17 protein-coding genes, 1 tRNA gene and 1 CRISPR repeat array are annotated in these 22612 nt (G+C 57.2%); of the genes, 10 read left to right on the top strand and 8 right to left on the bottom strand.

All coding sequences use genetic code 11. The features are described from left to right. Nucleotides 1–109: 109 nt before the first annotated feature. The 9 genes from cas6 to HYG82_RS44320 all read left to right on the top strand — a co-directional run bounded on the left by cas6 (nt 110) and on the right by HYG82_RS44320 (nt 12614). Nucleotides 110–916 carry a CRISPR-associated endoribonuclease Cas6 gene (gene cas6 / locus HYG82_RS33600; RefSeq protein WP_179261419.1) on the top strand — a complete coding sequence of 269 codons (807 nt, stop codon included), beginning with the start codon at nt 110–112 and terminating at the stop codon, nt 914–916. After that, nucleotides 903–3050, top strand: a complete 2148-nt coding sequence (cas8b, locus tag HYG82_RS33595; protein WP_179261417.1) for a type I-B CRISPR-associated protein Cas8b/Csh1 — start codon at nt 903–905, stop codon at nt 3048–3050. Before cas6 ends, cas8b begins: the two co-directional genes overlap by 14 nt. A 1-nt stretch (nt 3051) precedes the next feature. After that, nucleotides 3052–4128, top strand: coding sequence for a type I-B CRISPR-associated protein Cas7/Csh2 (gene cas7b, locus HYG82_RS33590; RefSeq protein WP_179261415.1), 1077 nt, complete (start codon nt 3052–3054; stop codon nt 4126–4128). A gap of 2 nt (nt 4129–4130) precedes the next feature. Continuing rightward, nucleotides 4131–4949, top strand: a complete 819-nt coding sequence (gene cas5b, locus HYG82_RS33585) for a type I-B CRISPR-associated protein Cas5b (RefSeq protein ID WP_179261413.1) — start codon at nt 4131–4133, stop codon at nt 4947–4949. Nucleotide 4950: 1 nt separating this feature from the next. Continuing rightward, nucleotides 4951–7563, top strand: coding sequence for a CRISPR-associated endonuclease Cas3'' (locus tag HYG82_RS33580; protein WP_179261411.1), 2613 nt, complete (start codon nt 4951–4953; stop codon nt 7561–7563). Beyond that, a complete protein-coding gene (gene cas4 / locus HYG82_RS33575; protein WP_179261409.1) occupies nt 7560–8108 on the top strand; it encodes a CRISPR-associated protein Cas4 in 549 nt (182 codons plus the stop codon). Before HYG82_RS33580 ends, cas4 begins: the two co-directional genes overlap by 4 nt. A 2-nt stretch (nt 8109–8110) precedes the next feature. Beyond that, nucleotides 8111–9103 (top strand): type I-B CRISPR-associated endonuclease Cas1b, encoded by a 993-nt coding sequence (cas1b, locus tag HYG82_RS33570; protein ID WP_179261407.1) that lies wholly within the window; start codon nt 8111–8113, stop codon nt 9101–9103. Nucleotide 9104: 1 nt separating this feature from the next. Continuing rightward, entirely contained in the window at nt 9105–9365 is a 261-nt protein-coding gene (cas2, locus tag HYG82_RS33565; protein ID WP_179261405.1) for a CRISPR-associated endonuclease Cas2, read from the top strand. A 107-nt stretch (nt 9366–9472) separates the two neighbouring features. Next, nucleotides 9473–12407: a CRISPR direct-repeat array (repeat unit 30 nt; unit sequence GTTTCAGACGAACCCTTGTGGGGTTGAAGC). A 72-nt stretch (nt 12408–12479) separates the two neighbouring features. Beyond that, complete coding sequence (locus HYG82_RS44320; RefSeq protein WP_284144996.1) at nt 12480–12614, top strand: hypothetical protein; 135 nt, start codon at nt 12480–12482, stop codon at nt 12612–12614. A 174-nt stretch (nt 12615–12788) separates the two neighbouring features. Here the strand turns inward: HYG82_RS44320 and HYG82_RS33560 are convergent. After that, a tRNA-Gly gene (locus HYG82_RS33560) sits at nt 12789–12876 on the bottom strand. 217 nt (nt 12877–13093) lie between these two features. Between HYG82_RS33560 and HYG82_RS33555 the strand changes: the two genes are divergently transcribed. Then, nucleotides 13094–14959, top strand: coding sequence for a helicase C-terminal domain-containing protein (locus tag HYG82_RS33555; protein WP_179261403.1), 1866 nt, complete (start codon nt 13094–13096; stop codon nt 14957–14959). Nucleotides 14960–15008: 49 nt separating this feature from the next. Here the strand turns inward: HYG82_RS33555 and HYG82_RS44315 are convergent, their stop codons facing one another. The 7 genes from HYG82_RS44315 to HYG82_RS33525 all read right to left on the bottom strand — a co-directional run bounded on the left by HYG82_RS44315 (nt 15009) and on the right by HYG82_RS33525 (nt 22501). After that, nucleotides 15009–15131, bottom strand: coding sequence for a hypothetical protein (locus HYG82_RS44315; protein ID WP_284144995.1), 123 nt, complete (start codon nt 15129–15131; stop codon nt 15009–15011). A 412-nt stretch (nt 15132–15543) separates the two neighbouring features. Beyond that, nucleotides 15544–16638 (bottom strand): class I SAM-dependent methyltransferase, encoded by a 1095-nt coding sequence (locus HYG82_RS33550; protein WP_179261401.1) that lies wholly within the window; start codon nt 16636–16638, stop codon nt 15544–15546. Between the two features lie 303 nt (nt 16639–16941). After that, nucleotides 16942–17247, bottom strand: coding sequence for a hypothetical protein (locus tag HYG82_RS33545; RefSeq protein WP_179261399.1), 306 nt, complete (start codon nt 17245–17247; stop codon nt 16942–16944). 645 nt (nt 17248–17892) lie between these two features. After that, nucleotides 17893–19068 carry a 60S ribosomal export protein NMD3 gene (locus HYG82_RS33540; RefSeq protein WP_179261397.1) on the bottom strand — a complete coding sequence of 392 codons (1176 nt, stop codon included), beginning with the start codon at nt 19066–19068 and terminating at the stop codon, nt 17893–17895. Nucleotides 19069–20181: 1113 nt separating this feature from the next. Further along, on the bottom strand, nt 20182–20403 hold the full coding sequence (locus HYG82_RS33535; RefSeq protein WP_179261395.1) for a hypothetical protein: 222 nt from the start codon (nt 20401–20403) through the stop codon (nt 20182–20184). Nucleotides 20404–20610: 207 nt separating this feature from the next. Beyond that, a complete protein-coding gene (locus tag HYG82_RS33530; protein WP_179261393.1) occupies nt 20611–21423 on the bottom strand; it encodes a CPBP family intramembrane glutamic endopeptidase in 813 nt (270 codons plus the stop codon). Between the two features lie 106 nt (nt 21424–21529). Further along, nucleotides 21530–22501 (bottom strand): BtrH N-terminal domain-containing protein, encoded by a 972-nt coding sequence (locus HYG82_RS33525; RefSeq protein ID WP_179261392.1) that lies wholly within the window; start codon nt 22499–22501, stop codon nt 21530–21532. Nucleotides 22502–22612 lie beyond the last annotated feature (111 nt).

The raw sequence follows: 22612 nt of genomic DNA, 5'->3' as shown, positions 1-22612 counted from the left end.
TTGGATTCCCGATCATCTGGTGGTCGGCGAATAGTTTTATGATGTTGCTTTTATAAATCGGAGGCATTCGGATGATTATCAGTAGGGGTGACTATTGACGGTGCGGATCATGGCTCACTTGTCTGCTCGAGCGGATACAGCCTACGACAACGCCTACCATCACAAACTTCGTGGACGATTGTGGCGTGCGCTCGAGGGGACTGCGTATGACGGCCGGCACGATTCCGGTGAGCCGCCGGGGTTCGTAATGTCGAACCCGTTTCCACCGGGGGATATGCGACACGGAGACGAGCGCAATCTGCTCGTCGCCTCGCATGATGAGGAACTTCTCGCGCACGTGGCCGAGGACCTCCTCGATGATCGTGAATTGAACATCGGCGAGATGCCGTTTCACGTCGAGGACGTGACCTCGCTCGAGCCTGACGTCGGCGAACCCGGAACCAGGGGAACGCTCGAGACTGGGACCGGACTGCTCGTTCGAATTCCGCCGTGGCGGTGCGATGAATACGGAATCGACCATCCCGGCGGGGAGACGGCGGTCTTCTGGCAACCCGAGCACACGACCCGGCCGCTCGTGGAACAACTCGAGGCGAACCTCGATAAGAAACATCGGCTGTTCGCACACGAGCATCTACCAGGTCCAAGTGATGTTGACGACGAGCTATTCGACGGCTATGAACTCATCAAGACGTTCGCCGTCCCAGTGACGGTAACCGAAGGGCGGGAGATGACGTACGTCTTGAGCAAGTGGCGGTTCGACTACACGGTCCGAGACGATCACCACCGGCGACACCTGAATCTCGCTCTCGATTGCGGGCTCGGGGAACGAAATTCGCTTGGACTGGGGTTCGTCAACGTCGCTGATCGGACACGACCCGGTGAGACGGAACTCGAGGGAGAGAATGCTTTCGCCTGAGGGGTTTCGAGAGACATATTCCGAAGCGGATTTAGCAGAAGAGTTGCCGAATTCGCCGATTGGATCGCTGAGGGACCTGCAGTACCTCTACGGAAAACTCTACACGCTTGCAACCACGGGCGGCGGCGAATACGCGCCCTACCTTACACCGGATGCTGCGGACGACCTCATCGATACTGAGGACAGTTTGATCGCCGTCAGAGTCGATGTTTCGAATGACCAACCGCGATTGGCTACCGATAATATCGGCCCCATCCAGCTGACGCGATACACGGATGGACTGGTTCAGCAGGTTAGCCACTGCAAGTACTCCGCAGCGCGTGGGATCGACCACAGCGTTACCCATCAGGCTGGCCGAAATAGCGATCCCGAAAAACTTGCACGCTACGCGAAAGAACGGCTGACTGCGTGGGCAATGGATGACGTGGTGCAGAAAGTCGCCGGTGCCCACGATGATGGCTGGATTATCGATCAACTCGCTGAACTCGCGGAGAATGAGCAAGTTCTCGAGTCAATTGAGGACGGTGTGATAAAAAGTCTTGGCGGCGAATCGGCGACGGCACTCTTGACCGTTCAAGTGCGAACTGAACCAAATGGCGAGTATCGTTGGCCCGGTGAAATCGACGTCTTCCTTGAGGCGATGCGTGAACGAAAGCTTTCGAAACTTGTCACCAAAAACAAGGCAAACGATTCCTCGGGTGATGCGACCGATCTCGTCACGGGACGACCATCTCGAACGGTCGGTACCTCCGAAGATCCACAGAATTACTACCTCGGCAAACAGCTCGAGAAATTCCCGGGACTCGACATCGAAGAAGCGTGGCGATCACATCCAATTTCAGAGGATGCCGCAGTGACGGTGATGAATGCCGAGGCATTCGTCGAGGCCTGTACGTACCGGACATTTGGGACAAAAGTGTACTACCTTCCATACTTTTTCGGTCGCATATCGCCCGAGAAAGCGTACAACCTGTACGGACTACTCTATCGAGCATTGTCGGGTGACGAAGACACGACTCCGATCGAGGATGCGTATATTAAACGGCGTGAACTCGACATCGATGAGGCCGATCTCCGGTTCTACGTCTCCGCCGTGATGCCGCATCAGATGTCACGGTACGATGTCTTCGGCGAAACGCTAAATGGACGGCTCCAATATCCACGAGAACTTGCTTTCACTCACAATCGTCTTGTCGAGAACATCTCCGCATTCAACACTCAGAACGACTGGACGGCTCCGTTGCCGACGAACGAGTCATGGGATCTGATTTCGACTAATAACCAACGGCTCCATTCCGTCTCGACGGGCTGGTACTTTTATCAGACATTCGGCGAACGCGACGATGCTGACGCTGATGCCGACGACCCGCGGATCGAGGCGCTCGTCAGTGTGTTAGGCGGCGAGCCAATCCCCGTTGAGATACTCCTCGGGGAGTACGTCGATCGTATCATCAGCGAGGAAACCGACGACGAGTACGACGAATTCCCGTCGTTTCTGGTCGCGAGCCAGTTTGCCCAACTGTGCGCATTGGCCGACGGTGATCTCGGGTTATTGACAACGACCGATCCGAGTAAAGAACCAATCACACGAGAACCGCGCTACGAAGAACACACAATGGACATACCAGACAGCTTAGCTACCGACGGGGGCTACCCCGCCGAGACGAAACTTGAATCGTTCATCGAAGACACACCTGCGCTCACTCCCCTGTCCGGTGAAGAGTCGGTCACGAGTGAACGACGGGGCGCGTTCCTGTTAGGCGCGCTCGTAGGCGATATCGGGAGCTATCAGGAATACAGTGAAGATCGTTCGACGACACTGGTCGATCAATACCCAGTGAAGTCTATTACTCGGTCGCGGATCAAGAAGATAACCCAAGAAACGATCGCAAAGACGCTCACCTATACCCGCCAAGAGAAGAAGGGAGGGAAATCCTATCCCGGGACGAAAGCTGAGCACATTGTCGATCGGCTCCGCGAGACGATCCTCGATCCCGACCCAGATGAGTGGGAGATTGGTACCGACGATCTCCGGTTCTACTACGCACTTGGAATCACCTACGGCATGAACGATCATCCCGACTGGAACCAGACAGAGACCGACCAACAAGCAGACCTCGAGGAGGATTATTAATATGTCAGACACAACCGATACCGTTCAGAATCGCTCAGAAATGGTCTTCCTGTATGATGCTGTCGATGCGAACCCTAACGGGAATCCGCTTAGTGGTGCGAATCGGCCGCGGATCGATCCACAGACCCAGCAAGCAATCGTCACCGACGTTCGATTAAAGCGGTATATTCGCGATCAACTCGACGATGACGGTCACGGAGTCTATATCCGAAACGTCCAGGAAGATGGGAACCGGTACACACGAGGAGAATTGCTTGAGGATCGGCTGAAAGACGTCAACTATGACGAGTACGATCTATCAGACGACGACGAAGCTGATCAGTTTCGCGAGGATATTTTCGGTGAATTCCTCGAAAACAGCGTCGACGTTCGTTACTTCGGTGCGACTATGTCGGTCGATACCGACGACGAATACGCAAAGCACCTGCCGGATCACTTCACCGGTCCCGTTCAATTCTCGCCGGGGAAATCGATTCACGCCGTCAACGAGAACGAAGAGTACGACAGCCTGACAAGCGTGATCGCGACTCAGGAGAACAAACAGCAGGGTGGATTCGATCTCGACGACCATCGCATCCAGTACGGTTTAATCCGATTCCATGGGCTCGTTGACGAACACGGTGCCAAAGATACGAAACTTACCGAAGGCGACGTCGAGCGGATTGACACGCTCTGTTGGCGTGCGATCAAAAATCAGACCATCAGTCGGAGCAAGGTTGGGCAGGAACCTCGCCTCTACTGCCGAGTCGAGTACGCTGAGGAAAGTTTCCATCTCGGCGGACTCGACAGAGATATCGAACTCGACGGCGATCAGTCGAAACCCGATGAGGAACTTCGCACTGTTCGGGACTTGACTCTCGAGATAGACGATTTCGTTAGCCGTCTCGAAAATGCAAGCAGCCGGATCGAGCGGGTTCGAGTTGTTGCAAGCGACGTCCTGGAACTTTCTCACGACGGTGAGGTCGGCGGGCCCGAGGTGTTGTACAGTGCTCTCCGTGACGCCATCGGACCAGACGCCGTTGAAGTCGTTGATGTATACGACGAACACACTGCAACTCTCCCGGATGACACCAACTAACGATGGGGCAGGAATCGCTTGAACAGTGGTCGAATGATGGTGATAACGGCGAAAGCGCTGATTCCACCGAGGTTCCGGATCGCTGCCTTTCCATTACCATCCGGGGACCGTGGGGGCACTTTCGGCGGATCGAAGGCAATATCGTCAAGCAGACCTACCGGATTATCCCACGAACGACAGTTGCGGGGCTACTCGCCGCCGTTATGGGGATCGAACGGGATGGTTACTACGAGTTGTTTTCGCCCGGCAACTCGGCTATTGCGATCGAACCCGTTCGCGAGATCCGAACGATCAACATGCCGATGAACACCCTCTCCACGTCAGCCGGGAATCTCCAATCGCTCAATGGTCGCGGAAAAATCAGCGTGAAGCTACCAGATCCTACGACGCTTCGCCAGCAACACAACTACGAGGTCCTCGTGGAACCAGCCTATCGCATCGATGTTTCACTTGCAAATGACGAACGCTATCGCGAACTCCGAAATACCCTTGAGGCGGGAAAAAGTCACTACGTTCCCAGTCTTGGCCTCTCCGAGCACCTCGCAGAAATCGAGTATCACGGCAATTTCGAAGTCGAAACTGACCACGGGGGCGATCAAACCGAAGTGAACTCCGCCGTTCCGAACGCCGTCGAAGATGTCGTTCTCGAGCCGGGGACACGATGTCAGGTCGAGGAATCGCCTGCGTTCATGAGACGTGATGCGGGCGGTCGAACGACTGCCGGATTCACGGCGTACACGTACAATCCTGACGCCGGTCCGCTCACGGTCAAGAACGTCGACCCGGCCCGAGTCGACGGTCGGACCGTGGTGTTCGTCTGAAATGCCAATTCGGTATTCTCATCCCCCGGAAGAGAAACACAATGGTGTTCATCTTTTCGATCACTTGGAAGATGTCGCCGAGCGGGTCCGATACGTAGTTCCTGCGGATGCAAAGACGCCTGCCGAAGAACCGATTCGGGATATCGTCGAGACGATTGCGTACGTTCACGACTTCGGGAAGGCGACGACCTACTTCCAGCAGTACCTTGGAGTGGTATCCGGGAGCCCAAAATTTGAGCAGTTACGATATCACGCGCCAGTCGGCTCTTTCGCCGCATACTATGCTCTCAAGGCTCGGGGGTTCGACACTGAAACCTGCCTGGCAGGCTTCGTTGCTGTCGCAAAGCATCATGGTACGTTACCAGACATCCCGAAATACGTGTTTGAACGCTCTCATCGCCGTAGTAACGTTTCGGAAGGGAACCAGAATGCTGCGGAAAAGCAGCAGGCCATGATCGCGATGCAACTCGATGACATAAACGACCACGTACCCGAACTAGCTCAGGAGGTGTTCGAGACGGCAACGGCAGGGGCCGGATCGTGGAACTCGTTCCGTACCGAATTCGGTGATCTACTTGGGGAGATCGAATCGACTGTCGCAACGAGTGGTACCGGTGTCGGAATCAACAGAGAGGCGGTATCCGAGTCCTGCTACGCGCTGGTGCTCGAGTGCTGGGGATCGCTTGTCCTCGCGGATAAGACGAGCGCTGCCTCGGCGGCGAACAGTGTTGGGCCATCTGCTGGCACTTACGAGGCAAAGAAACCAACTCTTGAACAGCTGAACGGGTACGTCGATGATCTCGAGCGAGAGTCAAGTTCCGATCCGGACGGCACTCACAGCGAGCGCCTGAACTATCACCGATCGCGTGCTCGAGCGGCCGTTCTCGAGAACGCCGGGAAATTCGCTAATGAAGGCGGGGGCGTTGCAACGCTTACGCTTCCGACGGGGATGGGGAAGACGTTGTCCGGACTCTCAGCAGGGCTTAAAGTTCGAGACCGACTCGACGGTCAGCGTATCATCTACGCGTTGCCCTTTACCAGTATCATCGACCAAGTGATCAACGAGGCTGAGGACGTTTTCAAAACTGACACTACAGGCCGACTCCTCACTGCCCACCACCACCTTTCGGAAACGACGATTAACGACAATGATCCCGACGTTGCTGACGAAAATGACGACGTCGCCGGAATACTTGCTGAGAGTTGGCGCGCTGGACTGACAGTGACAACGTTTGTACAACTGTTCGAGAGCCTCGCAGGACCGTCTAATTCACAATCGATGAAACTTCCTGCTCTCAGAAACAGCGTGGTTATTCTTGACGAGCCACAAAGCCTCCCTCTCGAGTGGTGGAAGCTCGTTCCGCGCCTCGTGTCGATTCTCACGGACCGCTACGATGCAACGGTCATCGCGATGACCGCAACACAGCCCCGGTTATTCGACGATGCGACCGAACTCGTTGACAATCCGGACAGACACTTCGAGGCCGCTGAACGCGTGCACTATCACCTCGACCCATCGACAGAGCGGTATATCGCTGATCAGGCAAATCCAAAACCCTATGCGGAAGCAATTTCGGAGGTCAATGACGCATTCGAGGCTGACGATTCCTCACTAGTGGTCTGTAATACAATCGACAGTGCGAGAAAATTCACGGAACACGTTACTACTGCGAATCCGGAACTGGTGAACGTCGGTCAGGTATATGCCGAGCAACTCAAGGCCACCGATGACGCCGATGATATCGACCCTACAGCGATCGCCGGTCAAGTTACGACTATCGGGGACCGATCACTGCTTCATCTCTCGACTCGGCTTCGTCCGATAGATCGACTCCATCTCATCGAGACGGCGAAAACACTCACCGAGTGTGATCACACACTCGCGACGGTGTCAACCCAACTTGTCGAAGCAGGCGTCGATATCAGCTTCGACCGCGTCTATCGAGATCTCGCCCCTATTGACAGTATTGTCCAGGCGGCTGGCCGCTGCAACCGTTCGTTTGAACAGGATCGAGGTGACGTTACTGTCTGGTGGCTTGATGCACCCGATGACCAAAAAAAGACACCAGCCGAAGCGGTGTACAACCGGGGGACGTCACTCCTCCCGGTCGCCGCCGAAACTCTGGAATCCGTTCGATCCGACAGTAATTCTCTTGGGGAGATGGTTGTCTCTCGGACAGCCGTCGATCAATATCACAAAAAATTACATCATGAGAAAAACGTCGGAAAGGAAGAGTTTGTCACGTATGTTGACGAGGCGAGGGGTGATAAACTCGCATCGCTATCGCTTATCGACCAGCGCCACGTAGTTGACGTGGTCGTCTGCCGAACAACTAACGAACGCGAGATTGTCGATTCGATCCAGGATGCATTTGATCAATACGAATTCTCGAAGATAAACCCGCTCCTCGACGAACTACGGTCGAGACAGGTTTCAATTCCGGTCTACCAGCCTGATTCGAAAGAAGCACGTGAACTTATGGACCTTCCCCCAGTTCATCACGAAACGAATCTCCGCTACGTCGATCCATCGAGACCGGAATTCAAGAACTTCTTCGATCCTACTACTGGGTTCGTCGTCCCTGACAACACCGTAGAACGCCGGTTCCTATGACGGAAACCGATCCCGTTACCCGTCTACTCGAGACTGCTCGCGGGAATCCTGTTGATAACCCGTTTCGTGTTACGGGCGTGATGATGCAGTATTACCACGTTTGTAAGCGCGAACTCTGGTTCGAATCGCGTAATCTCGAGATTGACCGTGAAAACCCTACCGTCGTCCGCGGGACTCGCATAGATAATACGGCTTATGATGAAAATCGGCGCAATCTCCACCTCGGGATGATCTCGATTGACTTACTTGAAGACGGTCGTGTCATCGAGGTCAAACCTTCTTCGGCGCTTACAAAACCTGCGAAGATGCAACTCTCGTACTACCTCTGGTACCTCGAGCAGATTGCCGAAGTCACGACGGATGGCGTGCTCGCTCATCCTAAAGAACGCAATCGTGAATCGGTCGAACTCACAGACGAACGGAAGATGAAAGTCGAAGATGCGATTCGGGGAATCTACGACGTGGTGAGCAAAGAAATGCCGCCACCCGCCGTGGAGAAGCCGTTCTGTGATTCCTGTGCGTACCACGATTTCTGCTGGTGTTGACAATGGATCGGAATTACCACGTGTTTTCAGACGGACGAATTGAACGTAAGGACGACACTATCCGGCTCGTGACAGACGGTGATGAGAAGAAGCACCTCCCAATCGAAAACGCCGAAGCACTGTTCGTTCACGGTCAGATCGACTTCAATACCCGGCTGATCTCCTTTTTGAACGACCAAGGTGTGGCCCTGCATGTCTTCGGATGGGAAGATTACTACGCTGGATCAATAATGCCCGAGCGAGGCCAAACCTCCGGTCAAACAGTCGTCTCGCAAGTCCAAGCCTACGATGATACCGAACATAGACGAGAACTGGCTGCATCGATCGTCTCGGGAAGTATTCACAATATGCGATCAAATGCAGTCTATTACGACAGTCGTGATCGCGATCTCGAGGCCGAAATTTCTGCCCTCGAGCAAGCTGCTTCTCGTATTGATGATGGTCTACCCATTAACGAATTGATGGGAATCGAGGCGACCGCTCGAAAAGCATACTACCGCACGTTCAACGAGATTTTACCCGAAGAGTTTCGCCTTTCGAACCGTGAATACAATCCGCCACCCAACGAGATTAATAGCTTGATCTCGTTCGGAAATTCGTTGGTTTACGCGAACTGTGTGTCTGCGATACGAGCGACTGCACTCGATCCCGCGATCAGCTACCTTCACGAACCTGGTGAACGCCGCTATTCACTGTCTCTCGATCTTGCAGACCTATTCAAACCGATACTCGCGGATCGCGTTCTCTTCCGCCTCGTCAATCGAGGGCAGATCACTCGAGATGACTTCGAAACCGAACTAGGTTCGTGTTTGCTGACCGAACACGGCCGCGAAACCTATTCTAAAGCGTTTGAAGAGACGCTCGAACGAACCGTCGACCATCCAAACTTAAATCGAAAGGTTAGCTATCAATATCTATTACGGCTCGAGGCGTATAAGCTCAAGAAGCATCTCCTTGCTGGCGAACGGTACGAACCGTTCAAGCGGTGGTGGTAAGATGTACGTGATAATGGTATACGATCTCCAGGCAGATCGAACGCACAAAGCGCTGAAACTCGGCCGACGGTATTTGACCCACGTTCAAAACTCTGTCTTGGAGGGGGAGATATCGGATGGTGATCTACAACAACTTCGTGGGGAGATCGAAGACCTGCTTGAACCCGGTGAATCGACCATCATCTATGAGCTTTCATCAGATTCTCTTCTCAATCGAACCGTCTTCGGTGAGGATCCGACAGAAGACCAGCGGTTCCTATAGTGGGAGAATATCATCGACCCCCCGGGGTCAATCGACTATTGGAGGTCGACGGAAGTTCTTTATCGTGACCTCCACACTTAGGGTCTGTAGCCCGAATACAGGGCATGGTTTCAGACGAACCCTTGTGGGGTTGAAGCCTACGACGGCGTCGCACCGGGATCGAACCTCTATGGTTTCAGACGAACCCTTGTGGGGTTGAAGCGTCGACATAGGTCACGATCGCCCGGCGCTGTTCGGGCGTTTCAGACGAACCCTTGTGGGGTTGAAGCAAACACACGCCGGATACCCATCAAGATGACTGATGTTTCAGACGAACCCTTGTGGGGTTGAAGCGGCGGGCCTTTGCTATCCGCAATCACGTCTGTCGGGGGTTTCAGACGAACCCTTGTGGGGTTGAAGCTTGCGCGCGAGCCACCAGAACCCCAGTCCAAGAGGGGAGTTTCAGACGAACCCTTGTGGGGTTGAAGCGTCCTGATAACTTTCAGATCCATAGTGTATCAGATCGTTTCAGACGAACCCTTGTGGGGTTGAAGCGACCGTCAGATCAACCGTATCCCGGAACGTGTCGACGTTTCAGACGAACCCTTGTGGGGTTGAAGCGATTGATGTTTGACCGTTCCCCACTGGTTGCCATCGTTTCAGACGAACCCTTGTGGGGTTGAAGCGTCCGCTACCGTCGCGGAGATGGCGATATCGCCATTGTTTCAGACGAACCCTTGTGGGGTTGAAGCCCCCTGAAATATAGTTGATGACCCATAGTTTAGTTGTTGTTTCAGACGAACCCTTGTGGGGTTGAAGCCTAGATTTCCGGTGTTGACGCTAGCCAAACATCCGGGTTTCAGACGAACCCTTGTGGGGTTGAAGCGATCGCCTCTGGTGCCGCTATCGGGCTGTTCACAACCGTTTCAGACGAACCCTTGTGGGGTTGAAGCAAACTCTGGCAGAAAGGCATGCTCGTGGCGGAGTGGTTTCAGACGAACCCTTGTGGGGTTGAAGCTTACATTACGACGCGGCATAGCCGGATATGAACCCGTTTCAGACGAACCCTTGTGGGGTTGAAGCTTCACGGAAGACGAGATTAGAAGTATCGTCCAGACTGTTTCAGACGAACCCTTGTGGGGTTGAAGCCCCATCTGCTCGAGCCCGATTCAAAACACTATCGTTTCAGACGAACCCTTGTGGGGTTGAAGCGGTCTAAGATTGACTCTCTGACTGAACGAATCCAGGTTTCAGACGAACCCTTGTGGGGTTGAAGCTTTCGTAAAGAACACGTAGTAATGAAAGTGAGTGAAAGTTTCAGACGAACCCTTGTGGGGTTGAAGCAAACTCGACTACAGTTACCGTCTCGTTCGGGGTCCAGGTTTCAGACGAACCCTTGTGGGGTTGAAGCCGACGACACACCTGCAGCGTCCACCAAAGACTTCGTGTTTCAGACGAACCCTTGTGGGGTTGAAGCTCCATGGATTGTTTCGTGAATAGACCATGGTTTTATGAATGTTTCAGACGAACCCTTGTGGGGTTGAAGCCCTACGTACCAGTGTGTTGTAGTCATGATTTAGACGGTTTCAGACGAACCCTTGTGGGGTTGAAGCATCTGGCCCTGGAAGGTATCCGTCTCAATAGCAACCGTTTCAGACGAACCCTTGTGGGGTTGAAGCTCCGAAAGAATCCACACAATGACTGTTGTAGCAGCAGTTTCAGACGAACCCTTGTGGGGTTGAAGCGGCCGGTTGCGGATGATCCCGCCATAGGTCATGTGGCGTTTCAGACGAACCCTTGTGGGGTTGAAGCTCCGAACTCGTAAACGCTGCAAAGCGTGGCGACGGTTTCAGACGAACCCTTGTGGGGTTGAAGCAGCGGGCCGCGGGGAATCCTCATGTCGGCGATGTTGTTTCAGACGAACCCTTGTGGGGTTGAAGCCCCGCCAGCGTAGCCGGTCATTTCGGACCAGCGGTTTCAGACGAACCCTTGTGGGGTTGAAGCCCCGCCAGCGTAGCCGGTCATTTCGGACCAGCGGTTTCAGACGAACCCTTGTGGGGTTGAAGCAATGGTACGTGAATTACCGGAGGTGGTACGATGAGTGTTTCAGACGAACCCTTGTGGGGTTGAAGCGTCGCGAGTTGGCGGCGTGCTGACCAGCCCGTTCGGGTTTCAGACGAACCCTTGTGGGGTTGAAGCGGAAGAGCGAACAGATCGCTCGAGCACGAAGTACGGCGGTTTCAGACGAACCCTTGTGGGGTTGAAGCACCTTGGGGTACCAGAGGGCGGCCACCTCAACCTCGGTTTCAGACGAACCCTTGTGGGGTTGAAGCTAACGCTTTGTTTTCTGTGGTCATTGTTATTATCGAGTTTCAGACGAACCCTTGTGGGGTTGAAGCTCGCGGTCGAACCCAGTCGCCGGCGCTGCCGTGCTCGTTTCAGACGAACCCTTGTGGGGTTGAAGCTCCATGGAAAAATACCTGCAAACGAATATTACGGTTTCAGACGAACCCTTGTGGGGTTGAAGCATCCCACGGAGCACCGCCGTTGCGCGCGAAGAGGAAGGTTTCAGACGAACCCTTGTGGGGTTGAAGCGTCCTCGAGATTGTCGAGTTGCTTGCGTTCGAACGTTTCAGACGAACCCTTGTGGGGTTGAAGCCTCTTCGAATTCATCCGCCAAGCAGTTATTGCAGATGGTTTCAGACGAACCCTTGTGGGGTTGAAGCTCCAGGCGTCGGTGCAAGCGGGCGTCGAGTCCCTCCTGTTTCAGACGAACCCTTGTGGGGTTGAAGCATGCAGAACCACCCACATCGTCCGGGTCCATCTTGCGGTTTCAGACGAACCCTTGTGGGGTTGAAGCGCCAGGTCTCGAGCACTGTCCGGAGGACCTTGTTCGAGTTTCAGACGAACCCTTGTGGGGTTGAAGCCCCCGGAAATCCATGTCAACGGTCGTGCCTTCAGGGTAGTTTCAGACGAACCCTTGTGGGGTTGAAGCTTATCCCGTGTGAGGCAGACGATTCGTCTATTCTGGCCGTTTCAGACGAACCCTTGTGGGGAGAGAGCGATCGACTGGCTCGGTATATCGAGGAGGAGCGCAGGCGTTTCAGACGGACCCTCGTGGGGTATCTCGAGACGATGCCCTTTCAGCTCGAGGTCGGAGACGAAGCCGTTCACGAACCGGGACACATCGAAGTCGAAGCGCCACTGGCGTTCCTCGAGAGCTTCCTCGATCAGCTCCCCGATGAATGTCAAAAAATGACCGAATACTGAGTCTGCCGTCCCGTACGTCGGAACCGAGCAGAGGTGTCGAGGTATCTTTGCAGCGGTCGGCGTTGCCACCGACCGCCGCGCCCATGACAGATAGTTCGGCCGACGGACACACCGTGGGAGCGTGAACACGGGCGCAGTCCGTCACCGAAGTCACGGCACACCCAACGCCGCGAGCGGAAGGGGTGGGATTCGAACGCCACGAGGCATAGTGCCGCCGCGGAACCAATGGCACCGCGGTGCTCTTCCGCTGAGCGACCCTTCCGTACTGCAAGCCGAGGACGGATTTCGTATTTGTAATCGGTCGGCTACCCGTCCGGTTGTTCGAACCCGAGTCCCGTAGGCGGTCGATACCGTCAGGTAGACGCCGGTTTCGATATCGCTCGAGGGTGGTCACTATCGAGAATCGCCCGACGCAGCGTCGCTTCAGTCGGCGCGACGGTTCGCAGCATTTAGGACGCGGCCGTGCGGTAACTCGAACGGTGAACCCCGAGCGGATCTTCGATGCGTTTCCCGCGCCGAGCTATCGCGGGGCGCAGCAACAGGCCCTCCGTGACGTTCGCGACGCCTTCGCGGCCGGCAACGACGTCGTCCTCGTGCGCGCCCCGACGGGTAGCGGGAAGTCTTTGCTCGCCCGCGCAGTGGCCGGCTGCGCCCGTCGCGCCGACGAGGGCGATCCGAGCGACGCCACGGGTGCGTACTACACGACCCCGCAGGTCTCCCAGCTGGACGACGTCGCGGCCGACGACCTGCTGGCCGATCTGAACGTCATCCGCGGCAAGTCAAACTACTCCTGCATCCTGCCGAATGAGCGGAATACGCCGGTCAATCAGGCACCTTGCGTCCGCGAACGTGGGTACGACTGTTCCGTGAAACACCGGTGTCCGTACTTTTCGGATCGAGCGATCGCATCGAACCGGGAGATCGCGGCGATGACGCTCGCCTATTTCATGCAGACCGCGGGCAGCGAAGTATTCCGGACCCGTGACGTCGTCGTCGTCGACGAGGCCCACGGTCTCGCCGAGTGGGCGGAGATGTACGCGACCATTCAACTGGGGCCGCGGACCGTCCCGTTCTGGGACGACCTCCGCGTTCCGGAGGTCGAGACCGTCGAGCGGGCGGTCCGCTACGCCGAGAACCTCGCAGGAACCTGTACGCGCCGGAAAGACGAACTACTCGCCCAGGATTCGCTGTCCCCAGCCGAGGTGCGCGAACGCGACCGGCTGCAGGAACTCATCGGCGAACTCGAGTGGTTCGTCTCCGACTTCCGCGATCCGCAGAGTCCGACGACGTGGCTGGTCGACCAGTCTGACCCCGCCGGGAGCCGTCGAGCGGCCGCCGAGGATGACGAGAATGATGACGACCCACAGGGCGGTCCGCTGACGGTCAAGCCGATGAACCCCGAAAAATACCTCCAGCACACCGTCTGGGACCGCGGCAACAAGTTCGCGCTGCTGTCGGCGACGATCCTCAACAAGGACGCGTTCTGCCGGCAGGTCGGGCTCGATCCGGAAACCGTCGCACTGATCGACGTCGATCACACGTTCCCCGTCGAGAACCGGCCGCTGTACGACGTCACGCAGGGAAAGATGACCTACGGGCAGCGATCGGAGACGACGCCGAAGATCGCCCGAACGATCGTCCGGCTCATGCAACGTCACTCCGACGAGAAGGGCCTCGTCCACGCACACTCCTACGACATCCAGGAGCGCCTGGCCGACCTCCTGGCCGACTTTGGCGTCGGCGACCGAATTCGTGTCCACGACCGCGACGGTCGCGACGCCGCCCTCGAGGCCTGGACGGCCACAGACGATCCCGACGTCTTCCTCTCGGTGAAGATGGAAGAGGCGCTCGATCTCAAGGGCGATCTCTGTCGTTGGCAGGTTCTCTGCAAAGCGCCGTTCCTCAACACCGGCGACTCGCGAGTGGCTCACCGCCTCGAGGAGGGCCAGTGGGCGTGGTACTATCGGACGGCGCTTCGGACCGTCATTCAGGCCTGCGGCCGGGTCGTCCGGGCGCCCGACGACTACGGCGCGACGTACCTCGCCGACTCGAGCCTGCTCGATTGCTTCGAACGCGCTCGGACGGACATGCCCGACTGGTTCGAAGCGCAGGTCGACCGGATGGAACAGCCGACCCTGCCGGCGTTCGACCCGAACGAAGCGCTGGGGGACGGCGCCTCGAAACCGGGGACAGGAACGAAGATGGGAACCCAGCCGACTGGGGGTTCGGACGGGACTGAGGCCGCCGAACGGGGAGACGCAGACCGCGGGACGTCTCGGTCCAGTCGATCGCGGCGTTCATCGCGCTCGAGTCCGCTTGCTGACGTCTGGGACACGGACGAATAGTGGGACGGAGACGAGCAGTTAGCGCCTTCTCGGCCCTACATCCCGCTCGTTAGAGAATTGCGGTCGCACCCCAGGCGACCATCGAAGACACCATGAGTAGTGCGAATACGAGGGCGATGAGCTGATTTCTGTCCATGAACGGAGGGATTCGCTCCGCAAGTATCAATGTCACGACCCCCACCGCTTCTGCGCTACCGGATGTCGTCGGTTCGGACACCGATGGTTGCTGGACTGGTCGGTTTGGGACAGGTCGCTGACTCGAACCGCTCGTCGACCACGGTTCGATCGGCGCCGCGCTGTAGCACTTAGCATGGCTATTTTCGGGGGATTCCGATCAACCCGCCCGGCACCGTCGGCGGCCGCCTCGAGGCGCTCTCGGGTCGAGAGATCGTGTTCAGCTACCTCCGGTGCGCTTCGACTGGACGGACCCTAGCCGCCTTCCAGGCGGGGGTATCCCGCTGCGGATGCTCGCTACCACACCGAAGACGAACGCCAACAGGCAGTAATAGGGATTCTGACGATGGAAAACCCTGGTCACATCGTCCAGCATGGACATATTGAAGCCCACGCCGAGAACGATCGCACTACTCGAACCGAGCATCGACGACGACGTGTGCAACACCTGCGCTGTGACTCTTCACACGCCGCTTCTCGAGCACCTCGAGTTCCCGTCCGGCTTCGTCTGCAGCCCGTTCGAGTCGCTCGAGCGGTCGGTCCCACAGCAGGGGTTCGGGGGTCGCTTCGTGGTAGTGGACGACGCCGCCGGGGACCAGCGCCTCGAGGGCGGCCGGGAGGAACTCGTGTGCCTCGTCGGTTCGCGTCCCGTGGTCGGAATCGGTCTCATCTGCGGCAGTGCCATCCGACCTGCCGTAGTAGCCCATGACGACGCGATCGGCTTCGATTTCGCCCGCGACCTCTCTGCAGTCTGTCATATATGCGTCGACCCGGTCGCTGACGTCGTTGAGCATGGCGTTTTCGAGCAGGTAGCGGAAGGCAGCCGGGTTGATCTCGGTCGCGGTGACCCGCGCACCGGCCCTGGCCAGCGGCAGCGTGAAGTAGCCGATGCCGGCGAACATATCGAACACCCGGTCGTCGGCCACGGACTCGAGGTCGCCCATTCGAGCGCGCTCGGCCTGGTTTCCGGGGGCTAACATCACCGACGCGGGATCGAGCCCGTATCGGGTTCCATGTTCCGTGTGGATCGTTTCCGTGTTCCGTTCACCCGCCAGGTGCCGGGTTTGGGGCTTCCGATAGGTCCCCGCTTCGCCGTCGGTGGCGATCCCTTCGTCGGCGAGTACGCTGTCTGCCTCGCCGTGTAACTCGAGCAGCGCTTCGCTGAGTTCGGTTTCGTCGGGACAGTCTTCGGGAACTGTCACGAGAATCACCGATCCGATCACCGCCCAGGAGCCGGGTGCGGATTCGAGTTCCTCGTCGCTCCAGCCCCGCTCTGTGAGCAGGGACTCGAGAGTCGCATTTCTGAACTCTGGTTCGAGCTGACGGATCACCTCGCGAACGCTGGTACGCTGGGGAGGTTCCTCGACTGGGAGTGCAACGTGTGCATCGTCGTACTCTCGCACGCATCGCGACTCGTCGTAGACGCCTTCGCTCCGGAGCGATTCGATGGCGATGTCGGCTCGAGGCTTCGCTATGACTGCGCTAAGGTATTCGTCGTGACACATCTGGGATGGTACGTCTGCGTGTACCTGGGTCTCTGCCGCGAAATAATGACGGTGACGGCGAAAAATCTGTCGACACGGTAGCGATCACCCGAAAACGATCGTCGGATTCACTGCCCAGCGATGCTTCTCTCACGAAACCGATGCCGCCCGGAGCGGTCGATTGGGGCACTCTACCGTGTCGAATCTCCCGCGAAAAGTCCGACCGATCGTAGCCGCTTCGAGGAACCCCTCCGGACTTCGGCGTCCCGTAACTCGTGGCTGTTCTCCGTTGGCAAGCTAGTTCGCCGTATTGCACGCAGTTGGTCACAGTATCTGATACGTCCCGTTTCGCTGCTGTGGTTGGATACCCGATAACGCACCGTACGAGGTCGGTTTCGCCTCCAATTCGACGGCAACAGCGTGGCCACCGAGAGGACTTTCGACGGCGTCATTGACTCGTACTCCCTCGACGTACACGAACGTCGCGAAAGAAGTGGTATCAGTCGCCGGATCGAACACGTATTTGGTCTCTCTGGGGCTAATCTTCGTTTTCGAGATGAGATTGTCCGAGAGACTGATCGCAACTGCGCCTCGAGCCAGAGAATACGGATCTGCCACGTGTGTGCGCATTATCTCACTCCTTTCCAGAGCCGCTCCGATAAGACGTCTGGGACCCAGAACCTCTTCGACGACGCCTAGGGGTGTATCGTGACGAATCGTTTCTTCGACGAGTCTCTCATCTGCTAGTTCTTCGTAGCGGGTAATACCGTACTCTGACGAGTCAACACTGTCACGCGGGTCCGACACGAATCCGATTTTGACCTGCGTTTCCGGAGCGTCCGGATTCGGGGGAGTGATACTCGCGTCTCCGATCGGCGTCAATCTGAGACTGATTTCGCCGAGATTTCCCACTGATGGCCTGGCCATACGGGGCGTCTCAGTAACCTCCGTGGTGGAAAAGAGCGGGTGTGCTCTCTTGACGAAAACGCCTGCTACGTCGAAGGTGTAGGGGTCACTGCTAGCGGTCGATTCTCGACAGCGAAACGCCATCTCGACGTATTTTTTCTCTCGCTCGTCGTTTCGGCCGTCGCCTCCTCCTCCTGGCTCACTGAATTTTGCGCCCGCTCCGAACGAGATGTTTCCTCCCAGTAACCCGGCACAGACTGTTCCCAATCCGGACAAGTACTCTCTCCGTCGCATCAGAATAGATTATGCAGAAGATAGTTAAAAACTTATCAAATAATGGCTTCACAAACGGCGCTACTGCGGATGAATCTATTCCCCAGGTCCTTCTCGCGGCATGACGTGGAGACCGGCGCGGCTCTTCAGTACCGGCACAGTCTCGGCATTCGGATCGAAGTAGTCCGGCCGTGCGATGGTCTTCGACTGGAACGTCTCCGGATCGAGGACCTGCACGGCGTTGTCGTCCTCGACGGTGACGACCGTCGTCTCGATGGCATCCTCGAGCCGGCCGAGTCTGCGGGCTTCGGGCGACGTCCCTTCTTCGTAACTCGCCTCGTAGCGCTCACCGGTCGTCGCGCGGACGCCCTTGAGGTTGCCGCGAGCACTGCGGACGATGACCGGGCCGCCGTCGTCATCGGCGAGGTCGATGACGTCGCCGGGCGTATACGGTGGCAGGCGGACGGCGAACGTGACCCGATAAACCTCGTTACCGTCCTCGTCTTCGGTCACGAGCGTTTCGGCGTCGGTGACAGTGCCGCCGAACTCCTCGATCATCTTGTTTGCGATCTTCTTGCCGATTTTGTTGGTCGAGACCTTGATATTCAGACCGTCGGGGGTCTCGTTCGTCTCTGTGACGAAGGCGTTGCGGTCGCCCGTCGCTTCCATGTCGGCGACGATGGTAGTGGCGATCTCTTCTGCACGCTCGATTTCTTCGGTCGTCGGGGTACGGTCCTCGGCGCGAATCTGGACGATGCTTGCGTAGTAGTCGCCGGCGATCCGGCCACAGCGAGTGCAGGTCTGTCGGGAGATTTTGACTGGAATCGTTACCTGCTCGTCGACGGGCGTCCCGCGGACGACGCCCGTGAAGTAACAGTGCATGCGTATCGTGTTCTGGTCGACCTGTTCGGGTTCGATCTGCCAGGCGACGTCTTCGACGTCGACGTGGACACCGAGCGCCTCGCTGACTTCTTCGATGGCGATGTCGGTGTAATCTTCTGCGCCGACATCGACCCATCGATTTCCCCGATAAACCGCCCCGCACCGCGAACAGACGCGAACGTCTATTCTGTCCGGTGCGTCCACGAAGTCGAAGTCATCGAAGTAACACGAATCGCAGAGTTCGACCTCGGCACCTGGTCGTAGCGGATCGTTTGCGTGCCCACTGGCACGTTCGGAGGTGACTTCATCCGGGCCGTCGTCCGCGTCGCTCGCCGATCGATCGGGAACCGGGTCCCCGCAGCGGGGACAGAACGCACGCGACTCACTCATTGTCCTCCGTTTGGGGCTCACGGAGTTAAGCCACCCGTTCTCTCGTTACGACTCCTTGCTTCGCCTCTGGTGGCCGCGTCGATTTTCCCGTCGACCGCGATCAGTACGCGCTCGTGACGTTCGAGTCGTTCCACGCGAAACGAAGGGGTTGACCACCCAAAACCGTCAGACATGCGTCAGACGCTGCGGCGGAATGCCTTCGTCAGACGTGACCACGTCTCGTGGTCTCCATGTGAAACGGTGGGGTCCGGGAGAGCGGGCAAAACGAGCGGCTTTGCTCGGCGACAGGGCCCGATCTGTCCAAAATATACTGGATAATGAGTCAATCCTAAACCCGGGCGCATTTCTTCCATCATCCCTCTCGGCTTCGAAATGGCGTCGAAAGCGGTGACGATGGTCAGTGACGAATCGCCAACACTCGTGTGTGGGAGATCGGATTCGAGTACGGTACCATCGTGGGTTATCTGCTCATCGATACGTGATGACGTCGGCGGTGACTGAAGGATTGCCACCTGGGTCCCGCTGGGAAAGTCGGGATGCGGTTGCGTATTTCAGATCAACAGGGATCAGAAGGGCAAAACAGGTATTATTCCCTGCCAGCTGGCGAGCCACAGGACGCAGTTGGTGGCTGTCGCTTCTTTCTGCACGTTCTGGATCGATACATCCGCTGATGGATTTATTCCGCTCGGAAAGACGGTCCCAGTGTTCGATGTGGGATCAAAAAATCGGCTTCGAGACGGGTTGGTCGTCGATTGTGATCGATGTAGAGAAAACGCCGACAGGGGGCCGGCGTCGGAGTCCCCATCCCACAGGTGGTGTGTCAATTGGGGCGGGGTCCGAGATCGGGTGACAATGTGGCTATTGACTTCACGTTGGAACGATCTCGACTTCGGCGAGGGACAGTGATATTTCGAAGCGGATCAGTGGTCTCCGACCAAATCCTTCCACTCGCCATTTTCCCCTTGCTGTCACGGGATTATAATGCTATTGGCCAACAGTGCAGGTGATAAAATCCATCGGAAATATCTTGTGATAACTACTATGGTTCCATTCAAACTTTTGCCACTGTCGCATCTCTACTCTCTCCGACGTCGCGACGAAGCCGGTCTGTGATTACTCGTACAGAAACGAGAGGAGATAACCGACGGCTGCTAGTCCGATCAGAGCCAACAGAATCTGGGGGTAGAACCGTACCTCATCCGGACTGAAGTAGGTACTGAGAATTGCGTGGACCCACCCTATCGCCGCGATGGGAATCAGCACACCCAGAGTCAGTTGGATGATGGTTATCAGATCGAGAAGGACCCCTTCGGATATCGGTTGGTCGGTGGACATGATAGCTCAACTCCCGGTAGAAATGATGAATTTTGCGTATGATTTCGAGTATTCGCGGTCGATTTTTGATTTGTATACGTCTGGATAAAATGATTGGCTGGTCTGTTGTCCGGTATGTCATCAACCATGGATACGGGACCGCGTTCGTCGACTGCACGACATCGAGATGCGTGGACAGAACGGCATCTGTCTGGATATTGTCTTCCGTTAAAGACGAGTCTTCCGTCGGTCCAACGTTTCGTTCGGCACCATCGACCGACCGTACACGAGTACGAGGACGAGGACAATGAGCCACCACAGTCCCGAACCGACAACGAGCGGGAGCATCGTCGAACCGCTACCCATACCGCCGGACCCGCTCAGAACGGGCCCAAGATTTGTCCCCGCATGCATCAACATCAGCGGGAGGATACTCCCGTTCGTCCCGTTTACGAACGCCCCAAACACGGTGGATGCGCCGATCACGAACACCGTATACCGAAGCACGGGCACCGGTTCGAGGACGAAGTTTCGATGTCCCAGGAACAACGGCAGATGCCACGCCCACCACAGCACACCGACGACGATTCCGGCCGTCACGACCGACACTCGTTCCTGAAGCCTCGGTTGGAGGAATCCACGCCAACCGATTTCTTCGATTCCACCCAGGATGAGGGCGTTCGCGAGAACGAAGAGCACGATGAGCGGGAGACTCGCCGGTGGAGAATAGGATAGGTTTCCTCCGCCGAGCGCCCGGAGGACCGGTCGAACGTTCGTAATGGTGAGCGGAACGAGGATGGCGACGAGATACAGTCCGGGGTGCAATCGCCACGCAAAGATCCCCGACAGCCACGCTCGCAGTGAGGTGTCGCTCGCCCGCACAGCGGCGATTGCGCCGAGCGGAACGCCCCACTGTCGTGGGAGCGTGGTCGGGAGTGTCTCCCACCAGCCGAACCCGTAGTACACTGCATCCCACGTCCACGTCCACCCGAAGGCAACGAGTACGAATATCGCGAGTTGCTTTGTTGCCCGTTCCGACATAGGTTCTCGTAGGCGCTGGCGACGGTATCAAGGTGGGTGACATCGACCGAGGCGGAATCGTCCGAGGGCCTCGTTGTATGACCTCCATACGCGACTCCGAAGCAGTTCACACTGCCTTCGCGAGGTCCGCGAACAGCGCCTCCTCCCGATCCGCGAGGTCGTGTGCGAAGTCGCTCGCCTCCGTGAGGTACTCGGTGCGCTCGGCTGCACCGTCGGCGTCGCTGACTGCCTTCAGGATGCTGCCAAGGGATGTCCAGCCGTCGGCGATTCGGTGCATCCGCTCACCGAATCCGGGGTCGAGACCGGCGTCCGCGCCGAGGGTATCGAGGAAGGTAGCGTAGAGTCGGCGGAACGCACCACCTCCCGTTCCCCGGCGCTCGATGTTCTGGTAGGCAAACCGTGCGGTCCATCGCACGTCATCGCACGTCGTCCACGCCGGAAGGTCGTCCGCAAACGTTCGAATAGCACCCACGCCACTTTCGGGTTTGCCGCCGTCTTCCATCGTCTCCGCCGCCAGTTCGATTGCCGCCAGCGTCGCGGTGTCAGTCGCGACCGTTGGGGTGGGGTTTTCGACGGCAAGCCAACGGCGTTCGAGCGGCCAGAACCCGTGATCCGAACTCCAGGCGTCGTCGAACGTCGTTCGAGAGACCGTTTGTGGCTCGGCGAACTCGCTGTCCGAAATGGTCACAGAGTCGTCATCCATATCGATGACGACGACCGTGTGAGGGCCGAAGTGAGTATCGCTTCCGAAATATGGCAGGTAGAAGAGGTCGACGAAACACAGCACCGGTCCCGATTCGACTTGGATTTCGAGCGCATCCCAGGCCGCGTCTTTCGACTGGCCGTCCGTTTGGGCGATCGAGATTCCGAGCGTCTCGAAGAACGCCGCCTCGAGGTGCGCACTTCGACCCAGTATCGTACGAGAGGCGGGTCCCGACTCATCGTACTCGAAGCCGATACCTGCACCGAGACCAAAGCACGACGCTTCGTCGACCCCCCACTCGTAATAGGTCGCGAGGTTTCGGAGGGACGCGGACCCGCAGTGGTCGCCAGACGCATGCTGATACTCGGTGAGCATACCGGACAGTGGGACGACGACCAGAAAAACGATGCCGGTTATCGTTCTCGCGGTCGCCGTTCGTGCGATCGTAGCTCGTATATCGGTTCTTTCCTGTAGCTCCCGTGGATA

Source organism: Natrinema halophilum (assembly GCF_013402815.2).
GTDB lineage: Archaea > Halobacteriota > Halobacteria > Halobacteriales > Natrialbaceae > Natrinema > Natrinema halophilum.
Note: the sequence above shows the minus strand (reverse complement) of the source record. Positions and strands in the feature narration are given on the sequence as shown.

Coding starts and splice junctions, on each gene's coding strand:
- cas6 (WP_179261419.1), top strand. CDS start 110: ATGGCTCACTTGTCTGCTCGAGCGGATACAGCCTACGACAACGCCTAC.
- cas8b (WP_179261417.1), top strand. CDS start 903: ATGCTTTCGCCTGAGGGGTTTCGAGAGACATATTCCGAAGCGGATTTA.
- cas7b (WP_179261415.1), top strand. CDS start 3,052: ATGTCAGACACAACCGATACCGTTCAGAATCGCTCAGAAATGGTCTTC.
- cas5b (WP_179261413.1), top strand. CDS start 4,131: ATGGGGCAGGAATCGCTTGAACAGTGGTCGAATGATGGTGATAACGGC.
- HYG82_RS33580 (WP_179261411.1), top strand. CDS start 4,951: ATGCCAATTCGGTATTCTCATCCCCCGGAAGAGAAACACAATGGTGTT.
- cas4 (WP_179261409.1), top strand. CDS start 7,560: ATGACGGAAACCGATCCCGTTACCCGTCTACTCGAGACTGCTCGCGGG.
- cas1b (WP_179261407.1), top strand. CDS start 8,111: ATGGATCGGAATTACCACGTGTTTTCAGACGGACGAATTGAACGTAAG.
- cas2 (WP_179261405.1), top strand. CDS start 9,105: ATGTACGTGATAATGGTATACGATCTCCAGGCAGATCGAACGCACAAA.
- HYG82_RS44320 (WP_284144996.1), top strand. CDS start 12,480: ATGCCCTTTCAGCTCGAGGTCGGAGACGAAGCCGTTCACGAACCGGGA.
- HYG82_RS33550 (WP_179261401.1), bottom strand. CDS start 16,638: ATGTGTCACGACGAATACCTTAGCGCAGTCATAGCGAAGCCTCGAGCC.
- HYG82_RS33545 (WP_179261399.1), bottom strand. CDS start 17,247: ATGCGCACACACGTGGCAGATCCGTATTCTCTGGCTCGAGGCGCAGTT.
- HYG82_RS33540 (WP_179261397.1), bottom strand. CDS start 19,068: ATGAGTGAGTCGCGTGCGTTCTGTCCCCGCTGCGGGGACCCGGTTCCC.
- HYG82_RS33535 (WP_179261395.1), bottom strand. CDS start 20,403: ATGTCCACCGACCAACCGATATCCGAAGGGGTCCTTCTCGATCTGATA.
- HYG82_RS33530 (WP_179261393.1), bottom strand. CDS start 21,423: ATGTCGGAACGGGCAACAAAGCAACTCGCGATATTCGTACTCGTTGCC.
- HYG82_RS33525 (WP_179261392.1), bottom strand. CDS start 22,501: ATGCTCACCGAGTATCAGCATGCGTCTGGCGACCACTGCGGGTCCGCG.